The sequence below is a fragment of the Aurantiacibacter sp. D1-12 genome (assembly GCF_028858515.1).
Classification (GTDB): Bacteria; Pseudomonadota; Alphaproteobacteria; order Sphingomonadales; family Sphingomonadaceae; genus Alteraurantiacibacter.
The window spans coordinates 20,666-37,365 of sequence record NZ_JAPJZJ010000003.1 but is presented as its reverse complement, the minus strand read 5'-3'; the positions used below and the strand labels follow the sequence as shown (position 1 = coordinate 37,365).

The 16,700-nt window shown below is 60.5% G+C and carries 19 protein-coding genes; 11 read left to right on the top strand and 8 right to left on the bottom strand.

Annotation, left to right across the window (positions count from 1 at the left end; all coding sequences use genetic code 11):
* Window positions 1-7 precede the first annotated feature (7 nt).
* Window positions 8-1,507, top strand: a complete 1,500-nt coding sequence (locus OOZ52_RS07145) for a Do family serine endopeptidase (RefSeq protein ID WP_274698333.1) — start codon at window positions 8-10, stop codon at window positions 1,505-1,507.
* 79 nt (window positions 1,508-1,586) lie between these two features.
* Here the strand turns inward: OOZ52_RS07145 and OOZ52_RS07140 are convergent, their stop codons facing one another.
* The 5 genes from OOZ52_RS07140 to OOZ52_RS07120 form a co-directional block, all read right to left on the bottom strand.
* Window positions 1,587-3,809: a transglycosylase domain-containing protein gene (locus OOZ52_RS07140; RefSeq protein ID WP_274697825.1), complete on the bottom strand. Its 2,223-nt coding sequence runs from the start codon at window positions 3,807-3,809 to the stop codon at window positions 1,587-1,589.
* Between the two features lie 95 nt (window positions 3,810-3,904).
* On the bottom strand, window positions 3,905-4,315 hold the full coding sequence (gene msrB / locus OOZ52_RS07135; RefSeq protein WP_274697824.1) for a peptide-methionine (R)-S-oxide reductase MsrB: 411 nt from the start codon (window positions 4,313-4,315) through the stop codon (window positions 3,905-3,907).
* A 341-nt stretch (window positions 4,316-4,656) separates the two neighbouring features.
* Window positions 4,657-5,328, bottom strand: coding sequence for a glutathione S-transferase family protein (locus OOZ52_RS07130; protein ID WP_274697823.1), 672 nt, complete (start codon window positions 5,326-5,328; stop codon window positions 4,657-4,659).
* A gap of 58 nt (window positions 5,329-5,386) precedes the next feature.
* Complete coding sequence (locus tag OOZ52_RS07125; protein ID WP_274697822.1) at window positions 5,387-5,806, bottom strand: hypothetical protein; 420 nt, start codon at window positions 5,804-5,806, stop codon at window positions 5,387-5,389.
* Between the two features lie 85 nt (window positions 5,807-5,891).
* Entirely contained in the window at window positions 5,892-6,230 is a 339-nt protein-coding gene (locus OOZ52_RS07120) for a hypothetical protein (RefSeq protein ID WP_274697821.1), read from the bottom strand.
* A 97-nt stretch (window positions 6,231-6,327) separates the two neighbouring features.
* Between OOZ52_RS07120 and OOZ52_RS07115 the strand changes: the two genes are divergently transcribed.
* The 8 genes from OOZ52_RS07115 (at window position 6,328) to OOZ52_RS07080 (ending at window position 12,502) form a co-directional block, all read left to right on the top strand.
* Entirely contained in the window at window positions 6,328-7,758 is a 1,431-nt protein-coding gene (locus OOZ52_RS07115; RefSeq protein WP_274697820.1) for an NAD-dependent succinate-semialdehyde dehydrogenase, read from the top strand.
* An 82-nt stretch (window positions 7,759-7,840) separates the two neighbouring features.
* Window positions 7,841-8,908 carry an alpha/beta hydrolase gene (locus tag OOZ52_RS07110; RefSeq protein ID WP_274697819.1) on the top strand — a complete coding sequence of 356 codons (1,068 nt, stop codon included), beginning with the start codon at window positions 7,841-7,843 and terminating at the stop codon, window positions 8,906-8,908.
* A 73-nt stretch (window positions 8,909-8,981) separates the two neighbouring features.
* Window positions 8,982-10,088, top strand: a complete 1,107-nt coding sequence (locus tag OOZ52_RS07105; RefSeq protein ID WP_274697818.1) for an S-(hydroxymethyl)glutathione dehydrogenase/class III alcohol dehydrogenase — start codon at window positions 8,982-8,984, stop codon at window positions 10,086-10,088.
* Window positions 10,088-10,444 (top strand): cupin domain-containing protein, encoded by a 357-nt coding sequence (locus OOZ52_RS07100; protein ID WP_274697817.1) that lies wholly within the window; start codon window positions 10,088-10,090, stop codon window positions 10,442-10,444. Before OOZ52_RS07105 ends, OOZ52_RS07100 begins: the two co-directional genes overlap by 1 nt.
* A 10-nt stretch (window positions 10,445-10,454) precedes the next feature.
* Window positions 10,455-10,850: a VOC family protein gene (locus tag OOZ52_RS07095; protein ID WP_274697816.1), complete on the top strand. Its 396-nt coding sequence runs from the start codon at window positions 10,455-10,457 to the stop codon at window positions 10,848-10,850.
* Window positions 10,850-11,686, top strand: a complete 837-nt coding sequence (gene fghA, locus OOZ52_RS07090; RefSeq protein ID WP_274697815.1) for an S-formylglutathione hydrolase — start codon at window positions 10,850-10,852, stop codon at window positions 11,684-11,686. The genes OOZ52_RS07095 and fghA overlap by 1 nt, the downstream gene beginning before the upstream one ends.
* Window positions 11,687-11,834: 148 nt before the next feature.
* Entirely contained in the window at window positions 11,835-12,278 is a 444-nt protein-coding gene (locus tag OOZ52_RS07085) for a hypothetical protein (RefSeq protein ID WP_274697814.1), read from the top strand.
* Window positions 12,275-12,502, top strand: coding sequence for a helix-turn-helix transcriptional regulator (locus tag OOZ52_RS07080; protein ID WP_274697813.1), 228 nt, complete (start codon window positions 12,275-12,277; stop codon window positions 12,500-12,502). The genes OOZ52_RS07085 and OOZ52_RS07080 overlap by 4 nt, the downstream gene beginning before the upstream one ends.
* Here OOZ52_RS07080 and metW read toward each other — a convergent pair.
* The 3 genes from metW to metX are packed head-to-tail and all read right to left on the bottom strand — an operon-like array spanning window position 12,478 to window position 14,614.
* Window positions 12,478-13,095, bottom strand: coding sequence for a methionine biosynthesis protein MetW (gene metW, locus OOZ52_RS07075; RefSeq protein WP_274697812.1), 618 nt, complete (start codon window positions 13,093-13,095; stop codon window positions 12,478-12,480). The genes OOZ52_RS07080 and metW overlap by 25 nt on opposite strands.
* Window positions 13,092-13,514 (bottom strand): GNAT family N-acetyltransferase, encoded by a 423-nt coding sequence (locus tag OOZ52_RS07070; RefSeq protein ID WP_274697811.1) that lies wholly within the window; start codon window positions 13,512-13,514, stop codon window positions 13,092-13,094. The genes metW and OOZ52_RS07070 overlap by 4 nt, the downstream gene beginning before the upstream one ends.
* The gene (gene metX / locus OOZ52_RS07065) at window positions 13,514-14,614 is read right to left on the bottom strand and encodes a homoserine O-acetyltransferase MetX (RefSeq protein WP_274697810.1); all 1,101 of its coding nucleotides are present in this window, start codon (window positions 14,612-14,614) and stop codon (window positions 13,514-13,516) included. The genes OOZ52_RS07070 and metX overlap by 1 nt, the downstream gene beginning before the upstream one ends.
* Before the next feature lie 75 nt (window positions 14,615-14,689).
* Between metX and hisC the strand changes: the two genes are divergently transcribed.
* Both hisC and OOZ52_RS07055 read left to right on the top strand, forming a co-directional pair.
* Window positions 14,690-15,802: a histidinol-phosphate transaminase gene (gene hisC / locus OOZ52_RS07060; RefSeq protein ID WP_274697809.1), complete on the top strand. Its 1,113-nt coding sequence runs from the start codon at window positions 14,690-14,692 to the stop codon at window positions 15,800-15,802.
* Window positions 15,789-16,694, top strand: coding sequence for a prephenate/arogenate dehydrogenase family protein (locus tag OOZ52_RS07055; RefSeq protein ID WP_274697808.1), 906 nt, complete (start codon window positions 15,789-15,791; stop codon window positions 16,692-16,694). The genes hisC and OOZ52_RS07055 overlap by 14 nt, the downstream gene beginning before the upstream one ends.
* The last annotated feature ends 6 nt before the right edge of the window (window positions 16,695-16,700 follow it).

The following is a 16,700-nucleotide window of genomic DNA, read 5'->3' as shown; positions in this document are numbered from 1 at the left end:
GAAGCCAGTGCGCTATTCTTACGGCATCACATCGGCCCTGCTCGTTAGCGGGGCGGCCATTTCACTGATCACCGGCGTACCTGCCGGAGCGCAGGTTGCGCAAAATGATCGGCTACAGATCGAAAACGCGGTGCCCGTGCAGGGTGCGCCAAACAGCTTTGCCGATCTGACCGAAGCCTTGCAGCCCGCCGTGGTGAACATCTCGACTCGCCAGTCGATCACGGTCGAGGCACCGCGCAGCCCGTTCCGCCGCGCACCCGCAAACCCGCAAACCCGCCAGGCAACCTCGCTCGGCTCGGGTTTCCTGGTAAGTGCGGACGGCTACATCGTCACCAACAACCACGTTGTTGCGCCCGATGCGCGCGCTACGCTGGAGGAGGTCACCGTCACCTTCCCAGATGGCAGCGAGTATGAAGCCGAGTTGGTAGGAACCGACCCGCAAAGCGACCTCGCAGTGCTCAAGATCAATCGCGCAGACCCCTTCCCCTTCGTGCGCTTTGGCAATTCCAGCCAGGCTCGTGCGGGTGACTGGGTGATCGCGATCGGCAATCCCTTCGGACTTAGCTCGACGGTGACGAGCGGCATTATCTCCAGCGTGACGCGTAATGTCGGCACCGGCGCCTATGATCGGTTCATCCAGACCGATGCTGCGATCAATCGCGGCAACTCGGGCGGACCGCTGTTTGACATGCAGGGCAATGTCATCGGCATCAACAACCAGATCCTGTCCGCATCGGGAGGCAGCAACGGTATTGGCCTTGCCATTCCGGCCGAGGATGCTGCGCCCATCGTGCAAGCGCTTATCGCGGGCGAAGAAATAACGCGTGGATACTTAGGCGTCCAGCTGCAACCGGTGAATGACGATATCGCCGATGCACTGGGGATCGACGAAGATCGTGGGGAGCTGATCCAGATGATTGTGCCGGATGAAGCTGCCGAGCGCGCCGGGCTTGAAGTCGGTGACGTGGTTCTGAGCGTAAACGGTGAAACGATCACGCCAGAAAATTCGCTCTCGCGAATTGTCGCATTTATCGAGCCGGGCACTACCGTCCCGATCACATACATCCGCGATGGTGAGCGCCGCCGCACGAACGCGACCATCGGCCGCCGCCCGAGCGACGAGGAACTGCGCCAGCAGCAAATGTTCCAGAATGACGGCGAAGAAGACACTGACAGCGCTCCGCCCGAAGAGGCCAGCACAGCCGTTCGTGATGCACTTGGCATCGCCGCTATTGAAATCACCCCGACAATCGCACGTCAGCTCGGCGTATCCACCGACACGCAGGGTCTGGTGATCACCGGTGTAATGCAGGGCTCCGACGCTGCGCAGCGCGGCCTTGGGCGCGGTGTCATGATCCTTAGCGCCAACGGGCGTGCGCTTGAATCGCTGGCTGACCTTGAGGACGTTATCGCCAATGCGCGCTTGGAAGGTCGCGGAGCGATCCTCCTGCGAGTCCAGGCTCGTGGTGGTGCGGCGCGGTCGATCCCCGTTCGCCTGAACGACTAAGGCTGCCCGACCAGGCAAAGAAAAACCCGCCCCTGGCTTTGCTGGGGGCGGGTTTTTCTTTTTTGTCCGATGACCGAAGCTAAAACCGCTGTTCGTTCAGCAATTCGCCCTGTGGCTGGCGTTGGCGCGGTTCATCGCGAGGATCTTCCCGCGGTTCATCGCGCCCGGTCGCGCGGTCGAGGAAATCGTCGCTTGCAGCTTGCGGAGGCTTCTCGTCAGTGCCCGCACCGGCGCCTTCATCCATACCGCGCGGGTCTAACGGGTCGCGAGGTGGCTGGCGTTCACCTTCAGGGTCGAACTGGCCGTTGCCTATCGGCGCACTGCGGCCCGGCTCGACCAGGTTACCCTGCTCGTCGATGTAATAATAATAATCGCCCTCTTCGCCGAAATAATATTCGTCATCGGGCTCCAGCTGCCAGTCGGGCAGTTTCAGATCGGTGTCGAATTCCTCCACCGGCCGATCACGAACGGCATACTGCATGTAGGAGGCGAAGGCGCGCGCAGGTGCTGTGCCACCGCCAAGGCCCGAAACGCGGCCGTTATCATCGCGGCCCATCCATACACCGGTAGTGATCCCGCTCGAAAAGCCGACAAAATAGCCGTCCCGGTTCTCGCTCGTGGTGCCTGTCTTACCTGCCACCGGACGACCGATTTGCGCGGCCCGCCCCGTTCCGGTTGCCACTGCGGTTTGCAGCAGGTCGGTTATGCCGGCAGCCACATAGTCAGGCACCAGCTGATAACTTTGCGCTGACTCGTGCCGATAGAGCTCTTCCCCGTCAGGATTGGTGACGCGCAAAATGCCATAGGGCTCGACAGACCTGCCACCCGCAGACACCGCCGCGAAAGCACGCGTCATATCGAGCAGGCGTACTTCGTTGGAGCCCAGCGTCATCGATGGCACGGTACTGATCGGCGTGGTGATGCCAAAGCGGCGCGCCATACTGGCGACATTGGAAAAGCCCACCTCATTGCCCAGCTGCGCCGCGACCGTGTTGGTCGAATAGGCGAAGGCGCTGCGCACATCGAGCTCGCCCACATTGCGGCCGTTTGAATTGCGCGGGCTCCAGTTCTGGATACGCACCGGCACGTCATTCACGATGTCATCGGGCTGGTACCCGGCTTCCAGTGCGGCGAGATAGACGAACAGTTTGAACGATGATCCCGGCTGCCGCATCGCATCGGTCGCACGGTTAAAATTGCTGGTGACATAGTCCGTGCCCCCGACCAGCGCGAGCACCGCCCCGTCACGGTCCATGCTGACAAGCGCGCCCTGCGTTTCGTTCGGAACGTTGCTCTGGATGGCAGTAGTCGCTGCGCGCTGCATACCGACATCCAGCGTCGTCCAGACCTCAAGCGGCTCGAATGTGTCGCTGGGCAGAAGCAGATCAAGCTGCGGCAGCACCCAGTCGGTGAAGTAGCGGATCGAGTTCTGCCCCACGTCCTCACGCAGGTTGACCGCATCGACATTCACTTCGCGCGCCACCGCAGGGTCGAGCCCGCCGTAGGTGACCATCTGGCTGATCACCACATTCGCACGGCTTACCGCGGCATCGATATCGGCGGTGGGGGAATAACGGCTCGGCGCTTTTACCAGCCCGGCGATGATCGCGGCTTCTTCAAGGCTCAATTCGCGAGCCGAGTGGCTGAAGAACTTCCGGCTCGCGCTGTCGATGCCGTAGGCGCCGCCGCCGAAATAGACCTTGTTGAGATAGAGTTCGAGGATCTGGTCCTTGGTGAAGGTCCATTCGAGCGCCATTGCCAGCACCGCCTCGCGCATCTTGCGGTCGAGCGTGCGGTTGGAATTCAAAAAGACGTTGCGCGCCAGCTGCTGCGTAATGGTGGAGGTACCACCGATGCGGTCATCGCCGGTCATTCCTTCGATGATCGCACCCGTCAGGCGAACGGGATCAAAACCGAAATGCGAATAGAAACGGTGGTCTTCCACGCTCACCATCGCATCTTTCATCACCTGCGGAATCTCGTCCGCATCGAGCCACTGGCCATAGCTCGGCCCGAGCTCCACGATCTGCGAGCCATCGCGTGCACGAACGACAATGGTCTGCCCGTTCTGGCTTTGCTTGAGTTCGGAGAACGTGGGCATGGACTGCGCGGCAAAGTAGACTGCGGTAAACAGCGCAATCGTGCCCAGCACACCCACGACCACGCCGGTGATGGCCAGGCGCTTGGTCCATTTCCAGAGCGCAGGCTTCCAACCGCCCGACTTGCGTTCGCGCGCGGCCGATGCCGCTTTGCGGCTGCGATACCCTCTTTTGCTGGAGCTACTGCCCCGACGTCTGGCCATCAGACACTACATTCCTGTTGCGGGCGCCCGAGGGCTTCCGATGAAATCCGGCCATGCATAGGCGAAATGTAACCGAGCGTGAACGCCTGACGCGCTCAATCGCCCGCTTTATCCTCCGGTTCGAAGTCAAGCGAGGCGCTGTTGATGCAGTATCGAAGGCCTTCCGGGCCAGGACCGTCGGGAAAAACATGCCCCAAATGCCCTTCGCATTTGGCGCAAACGACTTCGGTGCGGACCATGCCGTGTGACATGTCGCGGTTCATCTCGACATTGCCCTGATCGGCGGGCGCGCTGAAGCTGGGCCAACCCGATCCGCTGTCATACTTGGTGTCAGACGGAAACAGCGGCAGTCCGCAACCTGCACATTTGTAGAGGCCCTGCGCCTTGTTCTTTTCGTACTTGCCGGTGAACGCACGCTCGGTCCCTCCTTCGCGCAGGATGGAATACTGCTCCGGCGTCAGCTTCTCGCGCCACTGGGCTTCTGTGAGGTCGAGTTTGTCGGTCATGGGGTGCGATCTCCTTTGGTGGAGAATATGGGATCGAACGCTGGTTGGCGCAATGCCACCTCATCGGACCAAGAACCACGCGGAATGTTTGTTTTTCGAAAGCGCCTACGCGCTTTCGTCCTCGGTGCTATTCGCTCCGCTTCGCTGCGCGGCACCTGCGGTCGCCCGTTCGGGCTCTGTCGTGCGCTAGTCGCGCCCGATTTCAGCACGAGGTAGCCACCTTCTCGCGGAGCTCGCTCGGCGAGAAGCCGAGGGCAAGCGCGAACGCACGCCCGCAGCGGGTGCAGCTTGCCTGCGCATCTAGCGAGGACGCAGTCGCAGAGGCGGCTGCGCAAAACAAATCACGCGTTCACATCCGCATAGTGCCTTGGCGCAGGCAGCCCTTCCATCTTCTGGCGCAGCAATGGCGCGAAGCTGGGGCGGCTCTTCATCACGCGGTACCAGCCGCGAGCGCTCGCATGATCCTTCCAGTCGATATCGCCTAGGTAATCAACCACAGAAATCTGTGCTGCAGCCGCGAAATCGGCAAGGCTCAGCTGCGAACCGGCAATCCAGCGGCGATTGTCGATCAACCAGTCGATGTAATCCAGATGTTCATGCAGCAGCCGCTGCGTTTCGCGCAGGATCCGGCTGTCCGGCGACTGGCGCAGGACAAGCCGCTTCTTCATCTTTTCGTGTAGCAAGGGGCCGGTGATATCACCGTAAAAACTCTCGTCAAACAGGGCGACAAGGCGGCGGATTTCCGCGCGCGCCCTGGCCGAGCCGAGGATCAGCGGGCGGTTGTCTTCGGTCTCTTCCAGATACTCGCAAATCGCCTGGCTATCGATCAACGCGAAGTTCTTCGTCGGATCGTGCAGCACTGGGACGCGACCCGCAGGATTCAGCCGGCGGAAGTTCGGATCGGCATCCCACGGGTAGAGCGTGACCAGCTCATAGCCGAGGCCCTTCTCGCCCAGCGCGAGCTGCACCTTGCGACTGAAGGGACAAAGCGGAAAATGATAGAGATGCCACATATATGACCAGCGCTATTGCCCCAAGCGTGGTTCCCGGTCCAGCATTTCAGGCCGGAAATTATTCGGAGCGCGACAGTTCGCTAGGCAGCCGCTCCGCCGCTTCACGAAGCACGGGCATTGCCTCTTCCAGAACGCCCGCCATCACACCCATCATTTCCATCATCTGCGGCAAGCGTTCTGCCATCTGCCGAGGCATGTCTTCGGCTTCCGGACCCATCATGTCGCGCACGCGGGCATCAGGATCGATATCGGGCGCTTCGCCGTCTATGGCCTCGGCCATACCTTCTGCCATACGACCAATCGGCATTTCCATCATGACGTCCGTCATCACGCCGAGCATGGTGGAGGCCCGCTCTATAGTAGCTGGATCAGCCAGCACTTCTCTCAGCTCGGACGTATCCGGTGCGGTGTCCTGCGCCATCGCCGGAAGGGGCGCAGCAATCGTTGCCAATGCGGCAGCAAGGATAGGTAAGCGCATGAGATGTCTCCATTATGTGTCCGAATTTAACAGCGCTATAGGAGATGCGGTCTGAGCCGGGGCTGAATGCCTTTGTTACAGTGCTTTACGATTGGTCCAGCAGTGAAAGGCACGCGGGCATGACTTCATCCAGTGTGTCATTGTCCCACAGGTCCTGCGCCTCGGCAGACAGCGTGGCGCTGAGCTGTTCGCGGCTCATGCCCGTTTCATCCATCAAGCGCGCGCCCGAGCGCACGAAGAATTCGCGCCCGCTTGTCCGAACATCAGGATAGCGCAGCGCTGCGGCGTTACCGTTCTCCTGCCCGGTGGCGACGAGGGAGAATGCAGCCGAACACCGTGCGAGCATGCGCTGCTCGAGCGAAAGCTGCGGTGGCTCCTGCGATTGTGACGCGGACAGGGCGAAAGCGGCAAGTATTTCGATCATGTTCCTGCCATAGGCGCAGCAGTCTGAACCGCAAGTTCACAAAATCGCTTGAAGCATCGCCTCCCGATGCGGATATGGGCTGCCAAGAGGAGCTTCCATGACCGATTACCCCACTCTCCACCTGCTGATCGATGGCGAACAGCTGTCCACTGATGGCCGCGTCACTGAAGAGGTGACCAACCCTGCCACTGGCGAAGTGCTGGGCACTCTGCCGCATGCCAGCGCCGCGGATCTCGATCACGCTCTTGAGGCGGCGCAACGCGGCTTCCACGAATGGCGCAAGACCGGCGCGGACCAGAGGGCGAGCATCCTGACAAAGGCGGCGGGCCTGTTGCGCGAACGCGCCAGCGATATTGGGACAGCGATCACCAAGGAACAGGGCAAGCCGCTGGCCGAAGGGCGCGGCGAAGTCATGTATTCGGCCAACCTGCTCGAATTCTACGCACAGGAATGCAAGCGCATCTATGGCCGCACGCTTGTCCGGCCCGAAGGCACCCGCGCCGAGGTGCAGTACCACCCCGTTGGCCCCGTGGCCGGTTTCGCGGCGTGGAATTTCCCCGCCATCAACGTGATGCGCAAGATCGGCGGCGCGCTGGCGGCGGGTTGCTCCACCATCGTGAAGCCGAGCGAGGAAACGCCCTATGGCGGTCTGGCGCTGGTGCAGGCACTGCTCGATGCAGGAGTGCCCGGCGGCGCAGTGCAATGCGTGTTCGGTGTACCGAGCGACGTCAGCGAGCACCTGCTGGCGAGCCCTGTGATCCGCAAGGTGACTTTCACCGGATCGACTGCCGTCGGGAAGCACCTCGCCAAGCTCGCCGCCAATGATCTCAAGATCACCACCATGGAACTGGGCGGCCACGCGCCGGTCATGATTTTCGACGACTGCGACATGGACAAGGCGCTCGATGTCATGGCGCCCGGCGCCTTCCGCAATGCCGGACAGGTCTGTGTCAGCCCCACGCGGTTCCTGATCGAAGAGAGCGTGTTCGAGCGGTTCCGTGACGGCTTTGTCGAACGTGCATCGGCGCTGAAAGTCGGCAACGGTCTGGAAAACGGTACGCAGATGGGTCCGATGGCGAATGCCCGCGGTCTCGACAATGTCCAGCGCCTGATCGGTCAGGCCAAAGACGCAGGCGGCAAATTGCTCGCCGGTGGCGAACGCATCGGCAACCAGGGTCTTTTCCACCAGCCGACCGTGCTTAGCGAAGTGCCCACCAGTGCAGACATCATGAACGATGAGCCTTTCGGACCGGTCGCAGTGCTCAACCCGATGGCGGGTGAAGAGGCAATGATCGCCGAAGCCAATCGCTTGCCATATGGCCTTGCTGCCTATGCCTGGACCAATGACAACGCACGCCGCCACCGCCTTGCCGCCGATGTTGAAACCGGGATGCTGGCGATCAACTCTGCCGCGGTCTCAACCGTCGACGCACCGTTTGGCGGAGTGAAATGGTCCGGCTACGGCAGCGAAGATGGCCCCGAAGGTGTGAAAGCCTGTATGGTGATCAAGACTATTCACGAAGGGTGAAATTTGGCGCGTGCGCGTGCAGTTGACCTCCGATTATATCGGTGTACTATTGTAGTATATCACTAATACAATCGGGTGGCCCTTGAAAAAATTTCTCAAATGGTCCGGTCTGGCTATTCTCGCTCTTATCGCTGTCTTGGCGGTAGTTATTGCAATCCCCGTCGCACCAACAATCGAACGCATTCAACCGCGGGAGACAACGCAATACTGGCAGATGGAAAGCGGCTATCGCCTCGCCTACACGCATGTACCAGCCGCAGGTGTCGAGAGATCGAACCCGCCCATCATTTTCCTGCATGGCGGACCGGGTGGCTACATTCATTCCAGCTATATCGAGAGGGCGCAAACTCTCGCCGCCGAAGGATATGACGTGTATCTATACGATCAGATCGGCTCTGGCCTTTCTGATCGCCTTCCCCGCCCGAAGGATTACTCCTTTCAGGGCCATGCCAGGGATCTGGATGAGATTATCTCGCGTCACCTTTCTGCCGACAATGCCATTTTGATCGGTCAGTCCTATGGCGGGATGCTTGTATCCTATTACACTGCCATGCATCCTGACCGAGTACACCGTGCAATCCTGACATCGCCCGGAGATATCGAACCTGGTCTCTTCGACGAGGCTGGAAACTGGATTAACGCCGAACTCTATCCAGTCCCGGACGGGATCGAGTTCCGCGCTCCGTTGGATCGATCGGACGAAATGGGAATCTCGTCCTGGCCCACCCGCGCTGTCGCCTCAATCGCGCTGGCAATGACCTTCGATACGAAGCTGATGGATGACGAGGAGGCCGATAGCGTGCTCAATACCGTTGCCACGCAGATTACCAGCGGCATGGTGTGTGATCCGGCAAATGTGCTGCCCGAAGAAGGTGGTGGTGGTTTCTACTCGCACGGGCACAGTAACTGGTTTGCCGGAGTAGATAACTGGCGGGAAGAGCTGCAACAGGCTGACGTACCGCTGCTCGTCCTGCAGGGGCAGTGTGATTACATCCCTTATGCCGCTTCCTATGAGCATGCTGCTATCGCACCGCAAGGTCGATACGAATTTATCGAAGGGGCCGGACACATAATCTGGTGGGACGAGCCCGATGCCTGGACGGAGGCAGTGCTCGGTTTCCTCGCCGAACCTCACCCTACCAGCGATTAGGCTCTGCCACATCACCGCTTGCCCCCATGCTGCTGGCGCATTAATCGCATGGGACCAGGCAGGAGTCTTACCCATGAAAACCAGAGCCGCCGTCGCTTTCGCCCCCAAGCAACCGCTCGAAATCGTCGAGCTCGACCTCGAGGGGCCTAAGGCGGGCGAGGTGCTCGTGGAGATCATGGCAACGGGTATCTGCCACACCGATGCCTACACTCTGGACGGTTTCGACAGCGAGGGCATCTTCCCGAGCATTCTGGGACATGAAGGGGCGGGCGTGGTGCGCGAAGTCGGCGCTGGCGTGACTTCGGTTGCGCCGGGTGATCACGTGATTCCGCTCTACACGCCCGAATGCCGCCAGTGTAAAATGTGCCTTTCGGGCAAGACCAACCTGTGCAGCGCCATTCGCGAAACGCAAGGCAAGGGGCTGATGCCCGATGGCACCTCGCGTTTCTCCTACAAGGGCGAAACGATCTACCACTACATGGGCTGCTCGACCTTCTCTAACTTCACCGTGCTGCCCGAAATCGCCGTCGCCAAGATTCGCACGGACGCTCCGTTCGAGACCTCGTGCTATATCGGCTGCGGTGTCACCACGGGCGTCGGCGCGGTGACTAATACGGCCAAGGTCCAGCCGGGTGACAATGTCGTCGTGTTCGGACTTGGCGGGATTGGGCTGAATGTGATCCAGGGTGCGAAGATGGCTGGGGCAGACCGCATCGTTGGCGTCGATATCAATCCGTCCAAGAAGGAATGGGGCGAGAAGTTCGGGATGACCGACTTCGTCAATCCCAAGGAAACCTCGGACGTTGTTGCGCACATTGTCGAGATGCTCGATGGCGGTGCAGACTACTCGTTCGATTGCACCGGCAATACCGACGTGATGCGCGATGCTCTGGAGTGCTGTCACAAGGGTTGGGGCACCAGCATTATCATCGGCGTGGCCGAGGCAGGCAAGGAAATCGCCACCCGCCCGTTCCAGCTGGTGACCGGTCGCAACTGGCGCGGCACGGCTTTTGGCGGCGCGAAGGGCCGCACCGATGTGCCCAAAATCGTGGACTGGTACATGAACGGAAAGATCGCCATCGATCCGATGATCACGCACCAGTTGACGCTGGAAGAGATCAACAAGGGTTTCGATCTGATGCACTCTGGCGAAAGCATCCGCAGCGTGGTGGTTTACTGATGCCCGAAAAGGTCAGCCTCGAAGAGAAATTCGGCCTCTTTACCGAACAGTGGTCGCCCAAGATCGTGGCCCGATTCAACGACAATGAAGTGCGGCTGTGCAAGCTTGAAGGCGAGTATCACTGGCATCACCACGCCGATACGGACGAGATGTTTCTTGTCATCGAAGGAGAGTTGGAAATCGACTTCGATGACCGCACCGAAACACTGGCCGCAGGCGAGATGATCATCGTACCACGCGGAACTGAACACCGGCCGCGCGCCGCGCGCGGGGAAGCCAAGGTGTTCGTAATGGACGCCGAAGGCACACCGAATTCCGGAGACGAAGCAACCGCGACCAAGGCGGTTGACCTGTAAGGAGAACGCCATGTTCAGCCATATGATGATCGGCACCAACGATCTCGATAAGTCCGCCGCCTTCTATGAAAAGGTGCTGGCAGTTGTGGGCGCGCCCGCGCCGCGTTTCAACGATGCTCCCACCGGCCATCGCCGCGCGATGTTCGTGCACAATGGCAGCGTCTTCATGCTTTCCGAGCCGATCAATGACGGGCCCGCGACCTGCGCCAACGGCATGACAATCGGCTTTGCATGCAACTCGCCCGAACAGGTCAAGGAACTGCACGATGTTGCAGTCGCCAATGGCGCAACCTCTGTTGAAGACCCGCCGGGCTTGCGCGAAGGCCGCGCCGTGGGCGACATGCACCTGTGCTATTTCCGCGATCTTGACGGACACAAGGTCTGCGGCCTGCACCGCGTGGGCTGATGGAGCAGGTCTCCACCACGAAAAGCTTTGGCGGGGAGCAGCAGGTCTGGACGCACGATAGCGCCAGCACCGGCACGCCGATGACCTTCGCGATCTACGTGCCCGAGCATGAGGAAGGCGCGAAGATGCCCGTCATCTGGTGGCTCTCCGGCCTTACCTGCACGCACGAAAACGCCATGACCAAGGCGCATTACCAGAAGGCCTGCGCAGAACATGGTGTGGTGTTCGTGTGCCCCGATACATCACCGCGCGGGGACGATGTCCCCGATGACGAACGCTATGACTTTGGCAAGGGCGCGGGATTCTATGTCGATGCGACGCAGGAACCGTGGTGTGAGCACTACCGCATGCGCAGCTATGTCGAGGACGAGCTTCCCTCACTCGTGATGCGGCATTTTCCGGTCGATATGGCACGACAGGGCATTTCCGGTCATTCGATGGGCGGCCACGGCGCGCTCACCATCGGTCTGCGCAATCCTGACCGCTTTACATCGATCTCCGCCTTCTCACCCATCGTCGCCCCGACCCAGGTCCCGTGGGGTGAAAAGGCGCTGGCCGGCTATCTGGGAGAGGATCGCGTAGCATGGCGCGAATACGATGCCTGCGCGCTGATCGCAGACGGCGCGCGGCATGGCCATGTGCTCATCGACCAAGGTACGGCGGACAATTTCCTCGAAGAACAGCTGCAGACGCATCGGCTAGCGGAGGAGTGCGAAGCCGCTGAAATGCCCGCCAACATCCGCATGCAAGAGGGGTACGATCACTCGTACTTCTTCATCAGCACATTTATCGAAGACCACGTCCGCTTTCACGCGGAGCAAATGTTCGACAAGTAATCAAGAAGCGACCTCCGCCACCGTTGACCCCGCCAACATTGGCTAACCCCCTGTTCGCGCTCAATCTACCGCAACAGCCGATGTAACCTTGACCTCCCTTTTGTAACGTGTAGGTTACTTGCACGATTACGGATCAAGGATTGTCAGAATGACAGAAGTAGAAAAACTAGCCAGCTATCGAACCCGGATTGTCAGCGCATTCGCTATAGCTTTCGCTGTCTGGCAAGGGGGTGATATCGTCTCGCAAATGGCTGCAGCTGACAGCCCGCTATTCTTCTATGCTGCACTGACGAAAATCATCGGCGCCGTCGGCTTCGCGGCTTCTGCCGGGTTTTTCTTCCTCTTCTACAAGCGCGTGAAAAAAGCCGGTGCCGCAATCGCCCTGAAGGACGAGTGGAATAGATTTACCAGCGGACTGGCGCTGCAATACGGGTTCTTTTTCCTGATCGGTGCAATCGCGCTGATGTACGGAGCTTCGACCTTCTGGACGCTGCCCGCCATGCCGGTCTTGCAAGGACTGCTGACGATAGGTGTAACAGGCACACTCATGGCCTTCGTGGTGCTGCAGAACGAAGGGGGAGTCGAGAATTGAGTCCTCCACGCACACCGTCGCTGAACAATCAGCTTAGACAGTTTCGCGTGGAAGCAGGGCTCACCCAGCAAGAGCTGGCGGAGAAAGTGGGAGTAACCCGGAAAACCATCAATACCGTTGAAAACGCGGTTTTCATTCCCTCAACCGTTCTTGCGCTGAAACTGGCAGCGGCGCTTGGGACCGACGTTCATTCGCTTTTTCAGCTTCCAGACGCTTCCAAATAGGAACCGTCACCAACTTCATACAAGGCATACTCCGCGCGCCAATTCGCCCCGCCGGAACCAATCTCGCGTTTGTCTGTAAAGAACCAGCGATTGACGATACGGATACTCAGAGTTGCGGCGAGTTCCTCGAAATCCTTCACCGTTACATGGTGGATATTCTCGGTCTCGTACCAGCTAACGGGCAAGTGTCGTGTCACCGGCATGCGGCCCCGGCTCAGCAATGCCCAGCGCATGCGCCAATAGGCAAAATTCGGGAAGCTTACGAAAGCCCGACGGCTCACACGCAGTAACTCGGCCAGAATGTGATCAGGCCTCTCCGCAGTCTGTAGTGTCTGGCTGAGGATGGCCACGTCAAAGGCACCGTCAGGGTAGTCCATGATGTCCTTGTTGGCATCGCCCTGGACCACGCTCAGTCCGCGCGCGACGGCCTTTTCGACTTGGCCTGCATCGATCTCGATGCCGCGTGCATCGACATGCTTGGTATCGCGCAGCTCCGCCATCAGCGCACCGTCACCACAGCCCACGTCGAGCACACGCACCCCATCGGGAACGTGCTTGGCGATCTTGGCGAGGTCGATACGCAGCGCGCTCATTCGTAAACATCCGGAAAATGACGCTGCATTATCATCGAAGGATCGGGCAGTCCTGTCCAACCAAGGCTGCGATACAGCGGGTGTGCGTCCAGCGTTGCAAGCATCCAGCGTCGCAGGCCTTGCAGTTCGGAATGGCGATGCAAGGCCTGAACCATAGCGCGTGCAAGCCCCTTACCGCGATGCTCTTCAAGCACGTAGACATCGGCGAGATAGGCAAATGTCGCCTGGTCGGTCACCGCCCGGGCGAACCCTACCTGGGCTCCGGCATACCATGCCGCGACACACATGCTGTTGGCCAATGCCCGTTGCACAGTCTCCAGCGGTATGCCGGCCGCCCAATAGCTTCGCGTAAGGTATTCGTGCGCAGCCGCCGCATCGATCCGGTCGAAGCTCACTTGGTAATCGCTCGAAACACTCATCACCCAAGAAACCCCTTCACCACGCGATCAAGCGCGGGAACATCAAGCAGGAAGCTGTCATGCCCGTATGGCGCGCTGAGTTCGACAAAGCTCACCGGCGCGGCGACCGCGTTCAGAGCATGGACGACTTCGCGCATGTCGGCGGTAGTGTAGAGCCAGTCGGTATCGAAGCTGACGAGGCAGAAGCGCGTGTCGCTCGCCCCGGCAAAGGCATCGGCCAGCTTGCCACCCGCCTCTTCCGCCAGATCGAAATAATCCATCGCACGGGTGATGTAGAGATAGCTGTTGGCATCGAAGCGATCGGTGAAGGTGATGCCTTGGTGGCGCAGGTAGCTTTCGACCTGAAAGTCCGCATCGAAGCCAAAGCTCTTGGCGTCCCGATCCTGCAAGCGCCGCCCGAATTTCTCGGTCAAACCGGCTTCGGAGAGATAGGTAATGTGCGCCGCCATCCGCGCGACGCTGAGGCCTTTGCCCGGCGTTTGGCCGCCGTAGTAGGCGCCGCCTTGCCAGTTCGGATCGGCCATGATCGCCTGCCGCCCGACTTCGTGGAAAGCGATGTTCTGTGCGCTGTGCCGCGCGGTGGTGGCAATGGCGAGGACGCGCTGCGTCCGTTCGGGGAAATTGGCCGCGCAGGAGAGTGCCTGCATTCCACCCATTGATCCGCCTACAATAGCATGCAGCTGCTCGATGCCCAGCACATCGAGCAGCGCCATCTGCGCGCGCACCATGTCGCGAATGGTGATGACCGGGAAGTCCATGCCGTATGGTTTGCCATCCGCATATGTCGCGGGGCCGGTCGATCCCATACAGCTGCCCAGCACATTGGCGCAGATGACGTGATAGCGCGCGGTGTCGATCGGCTTGCCCGGCCCCACCATGCGTTCCCACCAGCCTGGCTTGCCGGTAACGGGATGCTCGCTTGCTACGAACTGGTCGCCCGTCAGCGCGTGGAAGGTGAGGATCGCGTTCGACTTGTCGGCCGCTAGCTCGCCGTAGGTCTCATAGGCGATCTCCACGCCCGCAAGCTCGCGTCCGCTATCGAGCGCGAGCGCGCCGGGCAATGTCACCTTCTGGACGGAGAGATCGGTCTGGCTGGCCATGGTTTTCGAGAAAAGCGACTTGGGCGAGCCTTTCCGCACTGTCAATCAAAGAGGAAGGGCGTTATCGCCGCGCGCATGACTGACACACACCCGCAGATGAAGCCCTATGTGGCCCAGATCCATGCCTATGTTCCCGGCAAAGCCAAGGCCGCTGACGGCAAGCCGCTGATCAAGCTTTCGGCCAACGAGAACCCGCTCGGCACCTCTGCAGCGGCAATGGAAGCGCGTGCAGCGGCGCCTGGCCCCAACGCCTATCCCGATCCGGACTCCCGCGCACTTCGCGAAGCCATCGGCGAGTTGCACGGTATCGACCCGGCGCGGATCGTTTGCGGCACGGGTTCGGACGAACTTCTCAATCTCGCCGCGCAGGCTTACGCCGGCCCCGGCGACGAGGTGGTGTTCAGCCGCTTCAGCTTCGTGGTCTACGATATCGCTGCCAAGCGCTGCGGTGCGACGCCCGTCGAGGTCGAGGACACCGAGTACACCGCCAATGTCGACAAGCTGCTGGCCGCGGTGACAGGCAACACGCGCGTCGTTTTCATCGCCAATCCGAACAATCCGACAGGAACCTACCTGCCTCGCGCCGAGATCGAGCGGCTGCATGCTGGCCTTCCGGCTGACGTGCTGCTTGTAATCGACCAGGCCTACGCCGAATATCTCGAAGTCGGCGAGGATGATGGCGGGTTGGCGCTGGCAGAAGCACACGACAATGTGCTCGTCACGCGAACCTTCTCCAAGATCTATGGCCTTGCGGGCGAACGCGTGGGCTGGGGCACGGGTGCGCCGCATATCATCGATGCGCTCAACCGCATTCGCGGGCCGTTCAACGTAACGCTATCGGGCCAGAGCGCGGCAGTGGCAGCGCTGGCAGATCAGGACTTTGTCGTCCGCAGCCGCGAGCATAACGCGGCGGAACGCGCGCACTTTGCGGACCGGATTTCCCAGCTCGGCAATCACGGTCTCTCTGTCGTGCCGAGCGAAGGCAATTTCGTGCTGGTGCTGTTCGAAGGTGCGGTCACCGCGGAGACGGCGCTTGCCGCCATCGGTGACGCAGGTTTCGCGGTACGCCACCTGCCAGGCCAAGGGCTTGGTCACGCGCTGCGCATCACCATTGGCACGCGCGAGCATATGGATGCCATTGCCGATGTGATCACCGGATTGACGGGCGAGGCCAATGCCGTTTCGTAAAGTCGCCATTATCGGGCTGGGCCTGCTCGGCAGCTCGGTCGGGCTGGCCGTGCGTGAACATCTATCCGATATAAAGACCTGCGGCTACGATGCGGATGCGGATGTGCGGGCAAAGGCGCGCGAACTTGGCCTGTGCGATGACATTGCAGAGAGTGCCGAAACGGCGGCGCACGACGCCGATCTCGTCATTCTCTGCGTTCCAGTGGGTGCGATGCGCAAGGCGGCCGAGGCGATTGCTCCGGGCCTCTCAGAGAATGCGATCATCAGCGATGTCGGCTCTTCCAAGGAGCGGGTCAGCAGGGCGCTGGCTGAAACGCTGCCCGATCACACGATCATCCCTGCGCACCCCGTTGCGGGCACCGAGCAATCGGGGCCGGAAGCCGGGTTCGCCAGCCTCTTCCATGGCCGCTGGTGCATTATTACGCCGCCCGTTGGCGCAGACGAAGCGCGGGTCGAAAAGCTCGCAGACTTCTGGCGCGGCCTCGGCTCGACTGTCGAGATCATGGATGCCGGGCATCATGACATGGTGCTCGCCGTGACCAGCCATATCCCGCACCTGATCGCCTACACTATCGTGGGGACCGCGAGCGATCTTGAGGACGTGACGCGCAGCGAGGTGATCAAGTATTCCGCCGGTGGCTTTCGCGATTTCACCCGCATTGCCGCCAGCGACCCGACCATGTGGCGCGATGTCTTCCTGCACAACAAGGACGCAGTGCTGGAAATGATGGACCGTTTTCTCGGCGATCTGGGCGCCATGCGCGATGCCATCGAAAGCGAAGATGGTGAGGCTATGTTTGACCTGTTCAGCCGAACGCGTGCAATACGTCGCGGAATCCTTGAACAAGGTCAGGACGATGCCCGGCCGGACTTTGGCCGCGAGCATACTTAGGAGAGC